This is a genomic window from Thiopseudomonas acetoxidans, from assembly GCF_030362935.1.
Taxonomy (GTDB): Bacteria; Pseudomonadota; Gammaproteobacteria; order Pseudomonadales; family Pseudomonadaceae; genus Thiopseudomonas; species Thiopseudomonas acetoxidans.
In genome coordinates this window covers 64,500-82,985 of sequence record NZ_JAUCDY010000009.1, presented here as the reverse complement: position 1 = coordinate 82,985, position 18,486 = coordinate 64,500, and the positions used below count along the sequence as shown (strand labels likewise).

Genomic DNA, 18,486 nt, shown 5'->3' with positions numbered 1-18,486 from the left:
AGCGTCATCTGGTGGTAACCGCACTGCCATATGTGGTCACTAACATACCCAGCAACCACAGCCAACACGACAAACGCTGTATTCTGTCCAACACAAGGGGATATGTAATGACTAACAAGCTCAACGCTCTCAAGCCCACTGGCCGCTATCTGGCCGCTCCGGTCGCCGCGCTGGCACTGGCCGTATCCGGCCAGGCCATGGCCGAGGTGACCCTATACGGGCGCGCCCATGTTTCGGTGGATTACCTGGACGATGGCGCGAAGTATTCAAAAACCAACGTGTCCAGCAACTCGTCACGCCTGGGTTTCAAGGGCACCCACGAGATCAGTCCCGAGCTGACCGCTTTTTTCCAGATTGAACAGCAAATCAACTTCACCACCGGCAGCAAAGACGGCGACAGCGCCAATTTCAGCACCCGCGACACCTTTGTCGGCCTGCAAAACAGCCGGCTGGGCGCCATCCAAGTGGGCCGCTTTGACAGCCCGTTCAAAACCGCACGCGGCCCAGCCAACCTGTTTGGCGACCAGGTCGGCGACATGCGCAACCTGACCCGCGTCGGCGACGCACGTTTTGACGAGCGCTATGACAACACCTTTCAATACAGCTCGCCCACCTACAAGGGCCTGGGCCTGAAACTGGCCTACTCGGTGTACGAAGGACAGGCCGCGCAAGAAAAGGATGGCAGCAGCAATGCCGCCAGCCTGTCGCTCACCTATGCCGACGGCCCGCTGACGGCAGCACTGGCCTATGAAAAGGTCGGCGAGGACAACAGCCGCGGCAAGCGCAACGGCGTGCGCCTGGCCAGCTCTTACAACGTCACGAACGACCTGAAGCTGGTCGGCTTTTACCAGACAATTGACTACAAATCCGGTGACAGCGCACTGCGCAAGCAACTCTCGTCCGACACCTACGGGCTGGGCGGCGAGTACAGGCTGGGCAAAAATACGGCACTCAAGGCCATGTGGATGACCCGTGACGCAGACGACTCCGACTACGGTGCCGACATGTGGGTGGTGGGTGTCGAGCACAAACTGGACAAGGCCGTGCGGGTGTACGCCAATTACGCCTTTATGGACAACGACAAGCAGTCGAAGCTGACCCCCTGGGCACAGGCGCGCAGTGCCAAGCCGGGCGCCACCGCAACCGGCACCGAAGCAGCGGGGCTGTCGGTCGGGCTGCGTTACGATTTCTAAACCCTTGCCCCTCCCAGAACGCCCGCATCTGCGGGCGTTTTTGTGCCTGTCATCCAGCGGCGTGCGCCTGATGCGTGTTACTCAAGACGGTGCGGCTTGCTCCACAACAACGCCCATTCATTCCACCCGGCCAGCCTGGGCACGCCGCCCTTCAAAATGACGGGGTGCCTACACAACGCACGCGCGTGTTTCGGGTCGGCCCCGTTACATAAGGTGCCTGTATGTGTGGGCCTGGCGTGGTCAGCCACACCGCATCCACCAGAAAACCTTAACAGGGTACCGAACCCGCCGGAACCTAGGGCACACGGCCGGCGCGTGATGCGACGGGTGGCCGAGGGATATGCAGTGCGGCTGGCACAGGCTGGCCAGTGTGTCGAATAGCCTGATGCAGGCTACCGGTTACTCACGCCCCATAAAAAAGCCCCGGCATATAGCCGGGGCTAAACCCTGAGACAGGGTGAGGAGTAACCGGATCAGTCCTGTGTCCAGCGCAAAAAGCTGCGGCGGCCTTCGTCATCCAGCATCAGCCACAGGTGTTGCAGCGTGGTCAGAGTGGCATTGTCGTTGGGCAGCGTAGCGCCCGAGCGCGCAGGAACCTGTGTGGCCAGCGGCTCTACGGCGTTATTCACGGCCAGCGCTGGACCACCGCTCAACAAGCCCGACATGCCGGACCGGCCACCTTCCGCTTCACCGGCAATGCGCTCGCCGGTACGGGTGTTTTCGGCCCAGCCGGTAAAGCTAAAGCGCTGCTCGCGGGCGTCCTCAAGGCTGCGGGGGGCGGCAAACCCCAGCGTCCAGCGCTCGCCCGCCTCGCCCTTGATGTGGAACAGTGCACTGGTACTGCGCACCACCTCGTGCGACAGACCGCCGTCAATATCGAAGATATTTTTGTAATAGGCACTGACCCGGTATTCGCCCGGCTGCAGTTGTAACTGACGCGGCTGGTTGCCGGTCATCCGGTTGGCGGCCGGTACCGGCTGGCCATTGATATGTAAAATCTCCAGTGCCGGCGGTACATCTAGGGTAACCAGTTGGGTATCCGGCTGACTGCTGCCGGCATACAGCTGCACAGGGCCATTCTGGGCGCAAGCGCCGAGCAGGCCGGCAGCGGCAAGGATAAACAGGGGGCGCATAACATCTCTCCATGTCGGGAAAACAGGGAAGAACCGGACGCCCGGCACTTCCGTGGCAGGCGGGCAGTCTAGTCGGCGCAGATTGCAGTTGTGTGACAGGCAGGGCATTGCGCCCGCCGGAGAGCCGGCGGGCAGGAGACAATCAGTTTTGTACCACTAGGTTATTGACTAACATACAAGGTCGCTAATCAACGGCACGCCTTCTTCCTGGGTCAGCACCTGCTGCACCCGTTGCAGCGCTTCCATACGCACCGCCTCCTTGCCCTCAAGGGTGGCAAAGTCTTCTTCCGTTTTTTGCGAAAACAGAATAATCAGCTGGTCGCGGATCAGCGGCTCGTGCTGCACCACGCGATCCTTGGTGTCATTGCTGGCACGCAGGGCAATGTCGGCTTTGTAAATTTTTAATTTCTTGCTACCAAGCGCGTAATGACCAACCAGCGCCGGCATCAGGTTGATATAGCTGACGGTATTACCCGCAGGCGCTTCACTGGCGTGCGCAGCGGGAGCCAGTAGCAGGCTGAGAGCCAGCAGGCAGCTGGGTAGGGTTTTCAACAGGTTGCGCATAATCATCATCCACAGGCCAACGGAGCTGCACAGTGCAAACGCAAACCGCCCGAACACGAAACATACGCCCGAGTGCCCCCCAAGCCAGTCTGGCGCTCAAAATACCGTATAATCGCGCCCCTTGATTACCCAATAGACGCGCCCTCATGCTCTGGATTGAACCCCTCGCCGCCCTGCTGGGCATTGCCTCCGTGGTGCTGATGACGCGCCAGCAACCGCTCGCTTGGCCGGTGGGCTTGGCTATGGTGCTGCTGTATACCGGTGTGTTTTACGACGCTCGGCTGTACTCAGAAATGCTGCTACAAATGGTGTATGCACTGCTGCAGGGGTAGTGAAAAATATCAACTTGAGTGGTTAGGTTAAACAGCTCTAGAACGCCCAGAATAATGGAACCAAACCAATAGAAACAGTGGCCACCACCAGATTAAGAGGCAGACCTAGGCGCACATAATCACGCCAACGGTAGCCACCCGGCCCATATACCATCAGGTTGGTCTGGTATCCCAGCGGAGTGATAAAGCTGGTAGAAGCAGCAAACATGATGGCAATAACAAAAGGCATAAAGCTCACTCCAAGCTGTTCGGCAACAGCAACGCTGATTGGAAACATCAGGACAGCAGCAGCGTTATTGGTAATTAGCTCAGTCATGATTGACGTCATGATGTAAATCAAAGCCAGTGCCAGCCATGGATTGAGTGGCCCATCTCCGAAGCCAAGAAAAAGCTGTGCAACACTTATGGCAGCTCCTGTTTTGGTCAGGGCGGCACCAAGAGCAAAGGATGCGGCAATGGCGACGATTACGCTTAAGTCAATAGAGCGACGGCCTCTGGCCACAGTGATGCAGCCGGTCGCCAGCATGCCGCCTGCCGTGATGTGCTAGCGTGGTCCAAGTTGAGGTAATGGTCATTTCTTGTTCCCTCTTTTAAGATTTAACGTTGTTGATTTGTTTGCCAATCGAGACAAGTCGCTTGCAAAACGTCCCTCGATAGCGAGGCTTCTGTTAAACGTTCAATGTTAAGGTCAGCGCAACTCACTGCACCTTCATACTGAGCATGGATAGCCTATTTTAGGCGACATCCACCAGCACGATTTCGCTGTCCTGCTGTGCGCTCACTTTGAGTAAAGATTCATCACTGATCGCCACACCATCACCGGCTGCAGCGACAACACCGTTGATCTCGATCTCACCGCTGGCTGGCACTAGATACACTTTGCGCCCTGGGGCAATGTGATATTCGGTGCTTTGCCCAGCCTTCAAGGTTGCCGCGACTAAACGAGCATTGGCACGAATCGGTAGCGCATCAGTATCTCCCGGTAAACCACTGGCCAGAGTAATAAAAGAGCCGCTGCGCTGCTCCTTTGGAAAAGGCTTAGTCCCCCAACTCGGCGGCAAGCCCTTTTCGTCAGGCATGATCCATATTTGGAAAAGCTGAGTTGCTTCATTTTCTTCATTCATCTCACTGTGAATAATACCGCTGCCAGCGCTCATAACCTGCACATCGCCAGCCTCAGTGCGACCACGGTTACCCAAACTGTCTTGGTGAGTAATGGCACCGCTGCGTACATAAGTGATGATTTCCATGTCACGGTGTGGATGCGCTGGAAAGCCTGTATGTGGGGCGATAATGTCATCATTCCAGACACGCAGATGGCCCCAGCGTATGCGTTTAGGATCGTAATAATTCGCGAAAGAAAAATGGTGGCGGGTCTCTAACCATCCATGCTGGGCGCCGCCAAGCGTGTTGTAAGGTCGTAATTCAATCATGGTCAAACCTCCTGCAGATCAAGGTAGTTACCATCACTGGCGTCCATGTGGCCGAGTCAAATCCAACACTGGACCTGCCGGCACCACACCACTTGGATTAATGGTGGAGTGACTGCGGTAATAGTGCTCTTTGATATGTTGCATATTGACCGTCTCAGCCACGCCAGGCCACTGGTACAACTCGCGCATATAACCGGCTAAATGGGGATAATCTTCAATCTGCTTGAGGTTGCACTTAAAGTGACCGTGATACACCGCATCAAAACGAATCAAGGTGGTAAACAAACGCCAGTCTGCTTCGGTGATCTGGTCGCCTACTAAATAGCGCTGTTTGGATAAACGCTGTTCAAGCTCATCTAGCGCTTCAAACAAGGGGAACACTGCCAGCTCGTAAGCTTTTTGACTGGTCGCGAAACCGGCTTGGTACACACCGTTATTGATGCTGTCATAGACATGCTCGTTGACACGATCAATCTCAGTACGTAACGCCTCGGGGTAATAATCGCCAGATTTGGCGCCAATCTCGTCAAAAGCCGAGTTGAACATACGAATAATCTCAGACGACTCGTTGCTCACCATCACATTGTGTTGTTTATCCCAAAGCACTGGAATGGTCACCCGACCGCTGTATTTTGGATCAGCAGCGGTATAAATCTGATGCATGTAATCTGCTTGGAAGAGGGGATCTGCAACCACCCCTGGGCCTTCAGCAAAGGTCCAGCCATGCTCACGCATCAACGGATTGACCACTGACACTGAAATCATCGATTCAAGCCCTTTGAGCTTGCGAAAAATCAGTGTGCGGTGCGCCCAAGGACAGGCTAAAGAAACATATAAGTGATAGCGTCCGGCTTCAGCTTTAAAGCCTGCTACGCCGCTTGGTCCAGCGCTGCCATCAGCGGTGACCCAGTTACGAAATTGTGATTCACTGCGCTCGAATTTACCGTCAGTGGAGTCAGTGTCATACCATTGGTCATGCCATTGGCCGTTTACTAATAAGCCCATGTTGGACCTCCATTTGTCTGTGTTAAGCATGCACGAGAGAACTTTTTAACCCAACGCGCGTGCTGTATTTGCTGATGCGCTACACTTGAAGCTTAGAGTTAGCCAAGAAGCATCAGTTAGGTTGTTCGATGTAACTACTATAATAAAAAGGACCAACAGATAATAACGGAACGTTTTGACCTTTATGATCAGGAAAACTGAACTATGACGTTGCTTATCACTTTAGATGCCTTGCAAACCCTTGACGCAATCGAGCGCCGTCACAGTTTTGCCGCAGCGGCAGAAGAGTTGCACCGTGTGCCCTCCGCCGTTTCTTACACGATTAATAAACTCGAAGAAGATTTGGGTGTTGAACTCTTTGATCGCAGCCGGCGTAAAGCTGAACTAACCGCCATTGGCCGCCTAGTGTTGGAGCAAGGCCGGCATATTCTGAAAGCCTCGCAAGAGTTGACCGCCTTGGTACGCCAAGCTGCTGATGGCTGGGAGACCGAACTGCGCATCTGTATTGAGAGCGTCCTGACTTGCGACCCTATCTATGAGCTGATTGAAGCATTTCAGCAAATTCAGCCCAAGACCGAGATACGCCTCAGCGAAGAAGTCCTTAGCGGTAGCTGGGATGCGCTTATTGATGGCCGCTGTGATTTGGTGATTGGTGCCGAAGGCACAGCGCCTGCTCCGGGCTATGCCATGCACTCATTGGGCCATGTGGTCTTTGAGTTTGCGGTGGCCGGCGGTCACCCACTCACAGAGCTGCCCATGCCGATCCCTGCCAGCGCGATACAGAGCTACCCCACCGTAATTGTGGCCGATAGCTCGCAACGTTTACCCACGCGCTCAGCCGGATTACTGGACGGGCGCAGCCGCATTTATGTACCCAGCATTGAGCATAAAATAGCAGCACAATGCAAAGGGCTGGGCGTTGGCTATTTGCCACGTCACCGAATTACTCGCGAGCTGGCTCAGGGAAAACTCGAGCTCTTAAGCCTAGATGCACCACGCCCGCCTACCGAAATATCAGTGGCTTGGTCACGCAGCAATACCGGCAAAGGGCTCAAGTGGTTTGTTGAACATCTTAAAAAAATGGAGTTCGATCCGCTGCGCGGCATCTTGACGCAAAGCCTATAAATGACTTCAAGGCCAGCTAAGCAAGCAGGCTTGTTTAAGCAAGCGCATGCGTACTTAACCAACCCGCTTGGCTAATGCAGCCCGCCCGGCCAGCTTAAGACTGGCGATCCTTGGCATATTTCTGAGTAACCATGCTGGCATAATCTTCCAGCGAAGCAGCCACCGCCTGCTCAAAACTGGCCAACTGGCCACCGGCATCGGCCATCGCAGCCTCAGCAGCGGAACGCTGGGCAAAGGCATATTTGCTAACCGGACTCATCACTGCACGCAGGCTAGATCCAAGCAAATAGGTTGCAGCAGAGGCCTCGGTCAGCGGTTTGGGCTCACCCTCTACGCCAAAATCCGCAGCATAAATGGCTTTAAAACCGCGCTTGCGCTCGCGCACCATTACCTCGCTGGTACAGTTGATTGAGCAGGTTCCTTCGGCATGCTCATCGCTGTAGTGCAGCAGGTGGCGAGAGAAATGAAATTTGCTGCGATCCATATTACAAATAACACAGCGCGGATATTTCTCTAGTTCATTATCCAACGGGGCTGGATCGGGCTTACTCACCGGCTCGCCTGCTGCAAATGTTTGGCCAGTTAACACGCCCATAGCTGCCGCGCCGGTGATGGCCAGTCCGGTACTTTTTAATAGTGTTCTGCGCTTCATGGATATTTCCCCGCTTGTAGTGGTAAGAGAGTGCAGCACGCCCGTTAGCCAACAAGCTGCTATTGGATAGTATGGTATTGGCAAGGCATGACAAGTGTCTATTTTGTCGCAGAGCAGGCACAAGGCCAGACAATGGGTGTTTTTATCTGCTGAATGTGCCTACAAAGGCGCTTTAGCGCTAGCCGCAAACCCAATTTCAGGCTCGAGTAACTCAAGCCGACAGGACCACTACTGCTGTGTAACGGTCCTGACCTGAGCTTTAGCGAAACTCAAAACACTCCTGATGAAAGCGCAAGGAAATGGACTGCGCTTTGAGTCCGCTGCGCAGCGCTGTGGCCAGCAGCGTCAGCCAAGTGTTTAAGGAGGCGCTGATTAATTGCGTCATCGCGAGAAGCGAAGCGACGCGGCAATCTCTAATGCATTGATATATAAAGTTAATCAGATTGCTTCACTTCGTTCGCAATAACGATTTTGATTTATTCAGAGCTTCCTTTATCTTATGCCTTCTAAGCGGCTTTATATTAGGAGTTTATTTTGAAGAACTTAAAAAGATTAGTAACACCTTTCTTGGCAAGTGTTTTATCAGTTTCTGTTAGTTATGCAGCAGCAGAGCAAGTACCCGCCCAAGGAAAAAACCAAGCGCAACAGCAACAGCAACAGCAACAGCAAAACCAGCGCATGGGTCAGGGCCAAGGCATGCAACAAGGTCGTGGCATGGGGCAAGGGCAAGGCATGAACCAAGGTCAGGGCCGTAACATGGGCCAGGGCCAAGGTATGAATAATATGCCGACCTTTGCAGACTTTGACCTGAACAGCGATGGCAAAATCAGCGAAGCCGAGTTTACTGAAGCACGCACTGCACGTATTAGCCAACGCGCCACCGATGGTGGTCAAATGCGCGGCCTTGCCGATGCCCTCTCGTTTGCCGAGATCGACACCAATAGCGACGGCTCAATCTCTCCAGAAGAGTTTGCCGCAGCCAAGGCGCTACATGGTCAGCAAATGGGCCAAGGCATGCAGCAAGGTCAAGGTCGCGGCATGGGGCAAGGGCAAGGCATGAACCAAGGTAAAGGACGCGGTATGGGCCAATAACCTTAAGTGACTCAGCCTTCAATGAGTGTTATGCAGACAAAGCGTAGAAATTACTCTGCGCTTGGTCAAACTCATACTTGTGTGCAATGCGCACCAAGCATCCATAACCAAGCTTGATAAAGTACCGCTCTGCAAAGGGAAAAACGGCACTGTGGGCAATTCTCATAAATCATGTATAATCGCCGGCTTGCACTAGTAGCTCAGCTGGACAGAGTACCGCCCTCCGAAGGCGGGCAAGGGTCAAAAAGCTTCAAATTTGTTACACTTCTTCAAATGCACTCGTAGCTCAGCTGGATAGAGTATTGCCCTCCGAAGGCGGCACTCAAGGCGAAAATCCAGATTTAGGGCGAGGGTCAAAAAGCTTCAAATCTGTTACACTTTTTCAAATGCACTCGTAGCTCAGCTGGATAGAGTATTGCCCTCCGAAGGCAAGGGTCGTGGGTTCGAATCCCGCCGAGTGCGCCATTTCCCTTTAAAATCAGCATGTTACAGCTGCTGATTTTGATCAAAAAAGCTCCAAGAGTGCCGCCCCTAAAAAGCAGAGGTCATTTTTTATTGGTCTCTAGGGCGGATGTCATGACCTCCGCCTGTCTGGTCGCAAAAATCGCTGTTTTTTAATTGAGACCGAGTTGAGACCAAACAGAGACCAGCTTGTTTTTGCCCGAAAAAATGCAACGCAAGAAATGACTGCCACCCCTATGCCCTATATGTCAGTGTTCTGGTCAACCAAAATTAGACTCTTTGTGTTTACAGTTTTTATATTTAACAGGACTCATTGAGCTGGATCGTCATGACTGTACATTCCTCAACACTGTTTAGCTGTGTGCCGCGCCCTTTCGAATCCAGTATCAACTGTCAGCGGCAACTGAAAACTGACCCGGCGCGGGAGTTCTCGTCAGCGCCATTTAAGCTGAACAACTCTTGCTAACATTACTTCACCCCCTCAGTACCGGCATACCGAATCAAGCTATTTATCAGTCATCGGCTTGAGTCGCTTTCATCTGCTGGTTCGGGCAGATGCTCCGCAACTTCCCCGATAGGTACGCCGAAGTATGTGCACAGCTGATCAAGCACATTTGTATTGGTGACGTACCCTCTCTGGTTCGCGATTTTAGAAAGCGTGGTGCGATGAATCCCCGTTTCTTTTGAAACCTCATCCATTGTTATTCGCCGCTCTTCTTTAAAGCCTTTGTCTGCCATCAGTTCTTTGAGACGAAATCGAATCATTTTTATCTCCTGTTTATCTTTCCTGATTCTACAGGCAATTCCGTCTTTATGCTTGCTTTGCGCTTCTTAGGTATAGCCATCCACTCCTACGTAGACTTTACTCTACATTAAATGCTTGACATGTGCTTTCTGCTGAACTAATGTAGACCTAGCTCTACAAAAACACGTCAGGAGATACAAAATGAAGACTACATACCTAACCACTTCCGAGCTTGCCGAGCGCATTAAGTACGACGCACGCACCATCCGTAATCAACTCAAGGATTCTGTTCTGCTGGAAGGCATTCATTACATCCGTCCATTTGGTGGCCGGAAGATTCTGTATTTATGGGAAAAGATTGAGGTCGATATGTTTAAGGCTCCTGCTATCAATTCCCTGATGATGGGCATTCGCTAGGAGGTGCGATATGGCAAGCGTAAATGCTAGAAATGGGCTGTTATATCTGGACTTTCGTTATAAAGGGCAGCGCTGTCGTGAGTACACAAAACTTGCTGACACTGTCGCGCACCGAAAGCGTTTAGAGAAAGTCGGATCACGCATCGAAGCGGAAATTGTTTTGGGCACCTTTGTTTACCGAAACTACTTTCCAGACAGCAAGCGCGCTGATGTTTTTGAGGAATATGACCAGAAGGTGGAGGCTGCTCGAAAAGGGCTGGCTGAAGAGGTGGAGGAGGATATGACTCCTACACTTGCTGAGTTCACTGAGATTTGGCTGTCTGAAAAGCAAGTTGAATGGCGCGACAGCCACTACAAAGCAGTAGTCGGTACTTTGCAGGCTTATGCTATACCGACATTTGGAGAAAAGAAGCTCAACGACATCACCAAGGCTGAAATACTGCAGTTTCGCGCAACTCTCGCCAAAGATCCGCTACGAAAAAGCAGTGCATTAAAAGCATCCACCGTGAACAAAGCAATAACCCCGTTCAGGATGATTATGAATGAAGCCGCTGAGCGATACGATTTTACCTCACCGTTTCTTGGAGTTAAATCTTTAAAAATACAACGGACCGATATTGAGCCGTTTTCACTAGACGAGGTAAGCCTGTTTCTGACTAAGGTGCGTGAGGACTACAAGGCGTATTACGCCGTACGGTTTTTCACGGGCTTGCGAACAGGTGAGGTCGATGGTTTGCGTTGGAAATATATAGATTTTGAGCGTCGAGAAATCTTAGTTCGTGAATCAGTTGTTCAGAACAAAATGACCTATACCAAAAACGATGGTTCACAACGTGAAATTTTCATGTCGCAGCCGGTATATGACGCGCTACGCGAACAACACAAGGTGACTGGAGGCCAGGAATTTGTTTTCTGCAACCGTGATGGGAATCCACTGTATCACCACAATGTGACTCGCAGAGTCTGGCACCCAACGCTTCGGCATTTAGGGCTGAAGCGCAGACCGCCGTATCAGACACGGCATACAGCAGCCACCTTATGGCTAGCTGCTGGAGAGGCGCCAGAATGGATTGCTCGGCAAATGGGGCACACAACTACGGAAATGCTATTCCGAGTGTACTCGCGCTATGTGCCTAACTTAACTCGCCAAGATGGTTCGGCCTTTGAGCGCCTGATACTTAATGGCCTATCTGAGGAGAATGAGAACTCATGACGCACATAATAAAAGCAAACAAAAGACTGGGTAAGCCGCTTACCGCTCGGAATGTCACGATATGGCTAATTGATTATTACAGCATCGCCAGAGGTAACGAGCTGTCGTTGTACTGGGGGCTGCCATACTGGGTGGACAATTATGAGGCCATACGCATGTGGGTAGAAAATCTTATGCAGCAGCCAAGACCTGCGGGCAGAACCTTAGGTGACGTACGGATGATGTTCGAAGAGCAGCTGCCAATATAAATATAGGCCTAGCACGTGCTGCGCTCCTGATCATGGAGCGCACATAGATTTACTGAAAAGCGGGTGAAATTATGAAGAAATTAATCAATCAAATTGCCTTGATCACCAAAATAGATCATCACAACAACCTATGGCTACTCACGACAGCAGGCAATCAGTGGCCTACCTACAATAATAAGGGGCAGCTAACAAATGCTGTTGATGAAGAATACGTAGCCATTGCACAGATTGATCTACAGGCTAAGAAACCACACCATGTGTCCGCACCACTTGAGCTGCATGTGAGTGCCAATACTGTGCAGGCACACATGATTTGGTGTAGCTCAACACAGATGCCAGCACAGGTTCAACTGTGGCAGCGAGCGTCAGAGATTAGCGATACAGCCCTTAAAGAGTTTTTGATAGCGGTACTCAGCGATACCAAAATCATGATGCCGTTCTATATGGGCAAGGCAAGTAAAAGCTACCACCACCACAAACAGGGTGAACTATTCATACACAGTGTTGAGGTGGCAATTGCTGCACAAAAAATGGCCAGTCAATACAACTTACCTAAGCGTACTCAGGATTGTGTCTTTGTAGGCGGCCTGCTGCATGATATTGGAAAAACCATGATGTTCTACAACACTGGCAATGGCAGCAATAAGGGTGTTAATGGCCAGCATGAGAGCTTCAATTTTATGGTTTTAGCAGAGCACCTAGAGCGGCTTAAAGATCAAGATAAAACACTCTTTGAGGCTATGTCAGCAATGCTAGCCCCGCAGGTGAATAACAAAAAATACTATGATTACGTTGAGGAGCTGATAGTGCGTTCGGCTGATCGTATTTCAGCACAGTGCGATGAGCTGCAAAGCCTGTTTAAAAGTAAGCCGGCAGACCAGCTGTTCATCAGTGCGAACGGTGGTCGCAAATACAAGCGGCTTGGGCAGGCGCAGCTGGCATCATGAAGACTTGGTATCTAGCAAAATAACCCAGCGTGAGCTGGGTTTTTGCTTATGGACGCTTTAGCTGGCTGATACTGGAGTGGGCAAGAGACGTAGGTATGCTTTTCATATGGCTTTCTGCGCTGAGGTCATGCCAGCAAAGACATTTGGTGTAGGTAGTAGAGTGTGTTCAGGGTGATGCTGGGTAAAGCCTGAAAGTAAGCTCTTGTTTTTAAATTCATGTCTAGATAATATGCTGTGTAGCGCTAAATTCTAAATTGGGCGCTACACTAGGTAGCTAGCCTAGCAAAACAAATAGTATTTAATAAAATTTATGGCTGCTTTGCATCCGTAAAATCAAAAAGGTGCTTTGCACCCACGTCTTGTAAGAAAACTTGCAAGACGGTTATATTGACGCGATTGACGCGTATCACTACGAGTGACTAATCAGTTTCTCGTATCATAACTAACGTGATGTTATTCAATGTATGGGTAATGTCTACGCAGTATAAGCTTGCCTTTAAATTAACATTTAAACAATAAGCTTAATATAAAAAATAGCCAGCTATATATTCAGAATCTTTGCCTGGATATTCCTGTGCGCTCGCACATCTAATTCTTATTAATAGTTTTCTAAAGACAATACTCTCCTGCTGCGGGGCTATATTGTCTTTAAAAAATTATTTACCAAATCGCTTTAATTTAATTATTACTTGGAGAGAGTTTATGCTTGATAACTTCATAAGAAAAGAAATTATTTCGCAAATCAGTCCTAATACTAAAAAAAATGACATCAGTATAGTATTTAAGACTTCTAATGCGGGAGCAAAAATCAAGTTTGATACTGAGATAATAACTGTTATTAAGGATTTTTTAAGCAAAAAAATAACCCCGCAACATAAGAATACATTTCGCTATGCTTTGGAGGGAGGGATTGATAGCAACAATCAACTTGATAGCAGCATACTGGTTATTTATATGCAGGAAAACTCTGACTATGATATGGAGTCAATATATTTATGTGCAAAAAAACTGATTCGCAAATGCCTAAACAATCTAATAGAAATATCAAACAAACACAGTGGGAATGTACATAAAGTTAAAATTTTATCTGCGAGCAAAAAAGTAACTGCTTCCCCTGACATTTTTATTGCAGACTCGGAAGATGAAATTCTCTTAACGCAAAGCCTTATTTATAATGTGCTGAGTCGATCTAAAAACAACTGTACTATATTTTTTAAAATTGATGAGGAATATTTCGACTTGAACTTAGTGCGTAGTATAAATCCGAAAATGGAGTCGAAAGAAAAAATTCAGATCAGCTGTATAGTGACCTCTGTAGATGATCACTATGGAGTCATCGCAGTAAAAGGTGCAGATATAAAAGGTAATAAACAATATCAGTTTGAGCCGCAACATAGACAGCAGCTTTTAGAAGCTCAGCTTGCTGGTGATGAGCTAATTATTGATGTAACACCAATGGAAAAATTCAGCCAGGGTGAGCTGGTTGAATGTGGCGGGAGGATTACCAATATAAAAACAGTTAAGTATGAGAAGTTAATATAATTAATTTTATGTGGGTGCCTAACGCCCGGCTTTGGGGGCGGCCTTGTAGCTGCAAAGCAGCGGAAAGGCTGTCCCAGCCCCGGAGGGGCGACAACAGCCGCTTGTTATATCTCGTATCCACAGTACTCCGGCTTCCGAAATAGGGTGCGTTGCCTAGCTTCATCCAACCAAGAAAATTTCTCATGCAGCCCATACGCAACAACAAGCCGTTCTGCGAGTTCGACTTTTTGCAAGAAATAGAGCGAACGCAAGATATTGTGCAGCGCATTTGTCTTGTCGAAAATATGGAAGTACTGTGACCTTACAGAGTCTTCTGAACTTACGAACGAACCTTTGGCCTCCTCAAGATCAAGCTCATAAATCCGAGTGTAGCTCTCCGAGAAGTCTAGATCACGCGCGAAATAGAACAGAGCCGACAAACCAGCTAGTTTTTCTGGCGTGAGATTGGACTTAACGGCCTCCCAAACCTCCGCACGTCTTTTGGTGTCGTTCACAATAGCTTCAAGCATTTCGTCGGAACCCCACTCGCTAGCTTCAACTTCGATTGGGACTTTATCAGATTGAAGGTCGTGGTGCTTAAACCAATAGCTGAAAAACTCTTCAATATAGGCCTCTTCAATGCCGAGTAAAGGAATCGTAATCCCAATTTCCGGCGCGAGTTCAAAATGCGATTCGATGAGTTTAATGCTCTCAGAGAGTTCTTTGCTACCAATATTGAAGTGTTTCTTGAGAGACTCCTTAGTTGTACCAAATGAATCTGCCGCCCACGTTGTTCGAGGGGGAAGAATGGATGCCATTTCGAACAAATTCTTTCGCGATAGTCGTTTTGTAAAAGACCTGCATCCATACTCATCGCAAAGGAATTTATTTAAGCGATGTAAGTCATCCAAGGCTTCTTCTAGCTCCCCGAAACTACGCTTCAATACTACAAAGTTGATGACCGCGACATCCACGAGATGCTTTTGACTTTTATTATCAAGTGGGTACCGAAATGTCTGTCCGGTGGCATCGACTTCAGCGAAGTCCCTGATCTTTGTATCAAGCCTTCTGATTATCGGCTCGTACCGATCGTCTGCAGCTTGGGCCTTTTCAGCGAAGAAACTCCAAATATTTCCTATATCATGTGAACCGGCCAAGTCGAATTGGAGGTTACGACACCTGGCTTTTTCGATAAGGATAAGTTCTGAAATTGCGCCTTTCAGGCGAAGTTCTAGTGAATGCCTCATATTGAAACAAACCGGATAAACCATCTCGTCAACCGAGTGCTCTAACCCCCGTTCACTAAGAACTAAGTCAATCAGAATAGTTGCTGCTTGGGAAAACCCCTTGGCGTAATCCGAGTACCCAGGGAAGCCATTTTCGCCTACACACGCATTTGCCCAAGTGGGGGCACTACCAATGAAAGTTGTATTGTTCCTAGCCACTGCAGTCACCAAACGATATAACGCCTCAAACACCGGAGGATCGGAGCGACGTCCGCATGCTTTGACTTGTGCACGCCCAGAATGGGCATGAACTAATGAGGTGAAAGTCCTCTGTAGGAAGGCCACCATCATTAGCGATTTATGATTGTTATTAGATGTTAACTACTAGCGAATGGCAAGGGCAGCGCCGCGAGGCGCTGCAAGTGCGGAAACTCACGAATTGTAACTGGGGGGTGTCAATGAAATACCAGCTGCTTAAGGTCAGCCAATATTTACGCGGCTGGATAAACTACTTTGGTATTGCCAGTGGCTATCAGCACTGCGTTGAGCTGGATCATTGGATCCGGCGCAGGGTGCGAATGGCCTATTGGCGACAGTGGCGCAAGCCACGCACTAAAGTAAGATACTTAATGCGGCTGGGTGTTCATGTACAAGCTGCAGTTGCATGCGGTATTACCAGCAAAGGCCCATGGCGCAGCTCTAAAACTCCGGGAATTAATCAGGCATTATCAAATGCTTACTTAAAATCTCAGGGTCTGTACGCATTGCGCGATGGTTGGATTAAGCTTCACCACTCTTAGTGAAACGCCCTGTGCGGAGCCGCATGCAGGGTGTTGTGGGGGCTGAGGGCTAGAAACCCTCGGCTACCCGATTAGCTGGCACTCACGGCCCCCAGTAGTTGAACTTGAAGGTGTTACCAGCTGGAATGGTGAAGCGAATTTCCCCGTTGCAGTCGATAGTGTGCACACCCGGCCCTACTGCGCCAGATTCACCAATCGCGTGCGGCCACTTGGCTCCGTCAATTTTTATTTGATCGCAGTTGTTGCCCTCGGCCACGACTAGGTAGGTGCCCCCATCATGAGATGGCTCAACGGACCCTCTCAAATGGCCGTCGCCACACGATACGCAACCCAACGCGAAAGCACAGAGGAGTGCTGATCTCGGCAAGTTCATGTAGCCCCCCATGCCAGCTAACGCCAGCAGCAGGGGCGCGACGTAAGGAGCGCCCCTTGCCTGCTTTTGTTATGTTTATTTGTCGGTCCTTTCAGGCTTTTGCTTGCCCGAATAAATGCAGAAAGCTGAGTTGTAGTCATTGTAAGCTATGGCGTAATTGAAATCGCAAAAGTAAGCTGGGTTTTTAGTTGCTATCGCATCCCCTGCTTTACATTCTGACTGTATACCCTCTACTAAGGAATCATTGTCTGCCCCTAAGCATGCCTGGCCTGTTGTTTGGTCCCCACATGCTGCTAATACAGCGCAAATGCTGACAAGACCAATAATTTTCAAATAGGACTTCATTTTTACTCCATCAGTTTTAAGAACATACGCCTGTAAATACCCCATTTATAACACAGTCATCTCGTAGAGAATTTATGCCGCATTTCGGTACTCTAACGGCGTCATGTCATTCAGTGAGTCGTGTGGTCGTTCAGTGTTATATAACTCAATCCAGTTTTCGGTTATTTGCTTTACCTCATTCAGGTTGTTGAAAATATATAAATCCAGTACATCATCACGATACGTTCGGTTAAATCGCTCAATGTATGCGTTCTGGTAAGGGCAACCAGGTTTGATGTAATCAATCATAATGCCATGCACTTTTGCCCAGCTGGTGAAGACTTCTGAGGTAAATTCACTGCCGTTATCAACGCGAATTTTCTCAGGGTAACCGTGCCATTCAGCCAGTTGGTCCAGATAACGTATTACACGCAACGATGGCATACTGGTCGCGATATCAATGCCGAGTATTTCACGGTTAAAATCATCAATAACATTGAATGTCCGAAACCGGACTTTGCTGTGCAAGCTGTCGCTCATAAAGTCCATTGACCAGCACTTACCCAGCGCACTAGGCGCAACCAAAGGCTCAGGGTTGCGGTTAGGCAAGCGTCGCTTTCCTTTGCGCCGTAGGTTCAGTTTTAACTCAGTATAAACACGATACACTCGTTTGTGGTTCCAGCGGTGGCCTAGCTTGCGAAGACGTTTGAAGCACTTAGGAAAACCCCAGCGATGATGTTTTTCAATCAACGCATTGAGTGCATCAATGATTGCAGTGTCATCGGTTAACTTAGGTTCGTAATAATAAGCGGTACGGCTGATGCCAACCGCATTACAGCAGGTTACAACGCTCGCGTTATACTGCACCTGTAGCTCACGTGCCCAAACTTTTCGTTCTGCCACAGGTGCTAAAGCTTTTTTATAATATCTTCTTGCATCTGCGATTTTAGGCTCAAATCCGCATACATTTGTTTGAGTCGCCGGTTTTCTTCTTCAAGCTCTTTTAAACGGCGCACATCGGATGCTTCCATACCACCGTATTTTTCGCGCCACTTATAAAACGTTGAATTGCCGATGCCATACTTACGGCAGAGATCTTTGATCGGCATACCAACTTCAGCTTCTTTCAAAATCGCCACAATTTGGCTTTCAGTCTTTCGTTTAGCTTAAAAGAAATTCTATGAGTAATCTGTATTATTTTACGGGGTAGTTACACTGGCAAACTCCTCACTGAACTTAACAGATCAGTGAGGAAGCAAACGATGAACCCAACCACACAGCCACCCACAAACTCAGTACACCCAGCGCGTCAGCAGCGGATTTTGCGCTTGCCCGAGGTAAAGGCCAAAACAGGCTTTGGCCGCAGTACCATTTATGCCCTGATGGCCGCAGGCTAGCTAATCCCCGATGGTAATCGGCCACAGCGCAAAGTCAGCCTGCCCGACAACACCCGCCCGCGAATGTACTGTGTGAAAGGCAGCATCATGGATGACTAAAAAGGTGATGAGCCCTGTGAGGGTTTGTCGCCTTGCAGTACATCGCCAGTCAACATAAATAGATAGCGAGGCTTGAAGTCCAACACAGACAATACCGCTAGAGGCATTCCCGTGAACCGCCAGCGTACCAATAACCAGCACCGAACGAATAACAAATACGCTTAATTATTTGGTCTTAACTCAAA

General features: G+C 49.5%; 20 protein-coding genes and 1 tRNA gene. 12 read left to right on the top strand and 9 right to left on the bottom strand.

What is annotated here, in order from left to right:
* Nucleotides 1-107: 107 nt before the first annotated feature.
* Nucleotides 108-1,193, top strand: a complete 1,086-nt coding sequence (locus QEZ41_RS08515; protein ID WP_289411004.1) for a porin — start codon at nucleotides 108-110, stop codon at nucleotides 1,191-1,193.
* 473 nt (nucleotides 1,194-1,666) lie between these two features.
* Here the strand turns inward: QEZ41_RS08515 and QEZ41_RS08510 are convergent, their stop codons facing one another.
* A complete protein-coding gene (locus QEZ41_RS08510) occupies nucleotides 1,667-2,326 on the bottom strand; it encodes a DUF2057 family protein (RefSeq protein ID WP_289411003.1) in 660 nt (219 codons plus the stop codon).
* A gap of 168 nt (nucleotides 2,327-2,494) precedes the next feature.
* Nucleotides 2,495-2,890, bottom strand: coding sequence for a flagellar basal body-associated FliL family protein (locus QEZ41_RS08505; RefSeq protein ID WP_289411002.1), 396 nt, complete (start codon nucleotides 2,888-2,890; stop codon nucleotides 2,495-2,497).
* A gap of 146 nt (nucleotides 2,891-3,036) precedes the next feature.
* Between QEZ41_RS08505 and QEZ41_RS08500 the strand changes: the two genes are divergently transcribed.
* The gene (locus QEZ41_RS08500) at nucleotides 3,037-3,222 is read left to right on the top strand and encodes a nicotinamide mononucleotide transporter (RefSeq protein WP_289411001.1); all 186 of its coding nucleotides are present in this window, start codon (nucleotides 3,037-3,039) and stop codon (nucleotides 3,220-3,222) included.
* 37 nt (nucleotides 3,223-3,259) lie between these two features.
* Here QEZ41_RS08500 and QEZ41_RS08495 read toward each other — a convergent pair whose 3' ends face one another.
* From QEZ41_RS08495 to QEZ41_RS08485, 3 genes are all read right to left on the bottom strand, one after another.
* Nucleotides 3,260-3,748, bottom strand: a complete 489-nt coding sequence (locus tag QEZ41_RS08495) for an SLC13 family permease (protein ID WP_353061901.1) — start codon at nucleotides 3,746-3,748, stop codon at nucleotides 3,260-3,262.
* Nucleotides 3,749-3,956: 208 nt separating this feature from the next.
* The gene (locus tag QEZ41_RS08490) at nucleotides 3,957-4,655 is read right to left on the bottom strand and encodes a pirin family protein (protein WP_289411000.1); all 699 of its coding nucleotides are present in this window, start codon (nucleotides 4,653-4,655) and stop codon (nucleotides 3,957-3,959) included.
* A 33-nt stretch (nucleotides 4,656-4,688) separates the two neighbouring features.
* Nucleotides 4,689-5,660 (bottom strand): glutathione S-transferase family protein, encoded by a 972-nt coding sequence (locus tag QEZ41_RS08485; protein ID WP_289410999.1) that lies wholly within the window; start codon nucleotides 5,658-5,660, stop codon nucleotides 4,689-4,691.
* 204 nt (nucleotides 5,661-5,864) lie between these two features.
* Here QEZ41_RS08485 and QEZ41_RS08480 point away from each other — a divergent pair, with 204 nt between their 5' ends.
* Entirely contained in the window at nucleotides 5,865-6,785 is a 921-nt protein-coding gene (locus tag QEZ41_RS08480) for a LysR family transcriptional regulator (protein WP_289410998.1), read from the top strand.
* Nucleotides 6,786-6,879: 94 nt separating this feature from the next.
* On the opposite strand, the gene QEZ41_RS08475 is transcribed toward QEZ41_RS08480, so the two are convergent.
* Nucleotides 6,880-7,437 carry a nitrous oxide reductase accessory protein NosL gene (locus QEZ41_RS08475; RefSeq protein WP_289410996.1) on the bottom strand — a complete coding sequence of 186 codons (558 nt, stop codon included), beginning with the start codon at nucleotides 7,435-7,437 and terminating at the stop codon, nucleotides 6,880-6,882.
* A gap of 534 nt (nucleotides 7,438-7,971) precedes the next feature.
* On the opposite strand from QEZ41_RS08475, the gene QEZ41_RS08470 reads away from it, so the two are divergent.
* On the top strand, nucleotides 7,972-8,529 hold the full coding sequence (locus tag QEZ41_RS08470) for an EF-hand domain-containing protein (protein ID WP_289410995.1): 558 nt from the start codon (nucleotides 7,972-7,974) through the stop codon (nucleotides 8,527-8,529).
* A 388-nt stretch (nucleotides 8,530-8,917) separates the two neighbouring features.
* A tRNA-Arg gene (locus QEZ41_RS08465) sits at nucleotides 8,918-8,994 on the top strand.
* 513 nt (nucleotides 8,995-9,507) lie between these two features.
* Here QEZ41_RS08465 and QEZ41_RS08460 read toward each other — a convergent pair.
* Nucleotides 9,508-9,756: a helix-turn-helix domain-containing protein gene (locus QEZ41_RS08460; protein ID WP_289410994.1), complete on the bottom strand. Its 249-nt coding sequence runs from the start codon at nucleotides 9,754-9,756 to the stop codon at nucleotides 9,508-9,510.
* Nucleotides 9,757-9,937: 181 nt separating this feature from the next.
* On the opposite strand from QEZ41_RS08460, the gene QEZ41_RS08455 reads away from it, so the two are divergent.
* The 5 genes from QEZ41_RS08455 to QEZ41_RS08435 all read left to right on the top strand — a co-directional run bounded on the left by QEZ41_RS08455 (nucleotide 9,938) and on the right by QEZ41_RS08435 (nucleotide 14,103).
* Nucleotides 9,938-10,153 carry a hypothetical protein gene (locus tag QEZ41_RS08455; protein ID WP_289410993.1) on the top strand — a complete coding sequence of 72 codons (216 nt, stop codon included), beginning with the start codon at nucleotides 9,938-9,940 and terminating at the stop codon, nucleotides 10,151-10,153.
* A 10-nt stretch (nucleotides 10,154-10,163) separates the two neighbouring features.
* A complete protein-coding gene (locus tag QEZ41_RS08450) occupies nucleotides 10,164-11,366 on the top strand; it encodes an Arm DNA-binding domain-containing protein (RefSeq protein ID WP_289410992.1) in 1,203 nt (400 codons plus the stop codon).
* Nucleotides 11,363-11,614: a hypothetical protein gene (locus QEZ41_RS08445; protein ID WP_289410991.1), complete on the top strand. Its 252-nt coding sequence runs from the start codon at nucleotides 11,363-11,365 to the stop codon at nucleotides 11,612-11,614. Before QEZ41_RS08450 ends, QEZ41_RS08445 begins: the two co-directional genes overlap by 4 nt.
* 71 nt (nucleotides 11,615-11,685) lie before the next feature.
* Nucleotides 11,686-12,561 (top strand): HD domain-containing protein, encoded by an 876-nt coding sequence (locus tag QEZ41_RS08440; RefSeq protein WP_289410990.1) that lies wholly within the window; start codon nucleotides 11,686-11,688, stop codon nucleotides 12,559-12,561.
* 642 nt (nucleotides 12,562-13,203) lie between these two features.
* Nucleotides 13,204-14,103, top strand: coding sequence for a hypothetical protein (locus QEZ41_RS08435; protein ID WP_289410988.1), 900 nt, complete (start codon nucleotides 13,204-13,206; stop codon nucleotides 14,101-14,103).
* Between the two features lie 104 nt (nucleotides 14,104-14,207).
* Here QEZ41_RS08435 and QEZ41_RS08430 read toward each other — a convergent pair whose 3' ends face one another.
* Complete coding sequence (locus QEZ41_RS08430) at nucleotides 14,208-15,527, bottom strand: hypothetical protein (RefSeq protein WP_289410987.1); 1,320 nt, start codon at nucleotides 15,525-15,527, stop codon at nucleotides 14,208-14,210.
* 155 nt (nucleotides 15,528-15,682) lie between these two features.
* Here QEZ41_RS08430 and QEZ41_RS08425 point away from each other — a divergent pair, with 155 nt between their 5' ends.
* Nucleotides 15,683-16,108 carry a group II intron maturase-specific domain-containing protein gene (locus QEZ41_RS08425; RefSeq protein WP_289410985.1) on the top strand — a complete coding sequence of 142 codons (426 nt, stop codon included), beginning with the start codon at nucleotides 15,683-15,685 and terminating at the stop codon, nucleotides 16,106-16,108.
* A 790-nt stretch (nucleotides 16,109-16,898) separates the two neighbouring features.
* Here QEZ41_RS08425 and QEZ41_RS08420 read toward each other — a convergent pair.
* Nucleotides 16,899-17,947 (bottom strand): IS3 family transposase gene (locus QEZ41_RS08420; protein ID WP_434556808.1). Its coding sequence is split into 2 segments (ribosomal slippage): nucleotides 16,899-17,725 and nucleotides 17,725-17,947, totalling 1,050 coding nucleotides; the frame shifts between segments, so codons are not numbered across the junction.
* A gap of 120 nt (nucleotides 17,948-18,067) precedes the next feature.
* Between QEZ41_RS08420 and QEZ41_RS08415 the strand changes: the two genes are divergently transcribed.
* Nucleotides 18,068-18,202: an AlpA family phage regulatory protein gene (locus QEZ41_RS08415; RefSeq protein WP_434556805.1), complete on the top strand. Its 135-nt coding sequence runs from the start codon at nucleotides 18,068-18,070 to the stop codon at nucleotides 18,200-18,202.
* The last annotated feature ends 284 nt before the right edge of the window (nucleotides 18,203-18,486 follow it).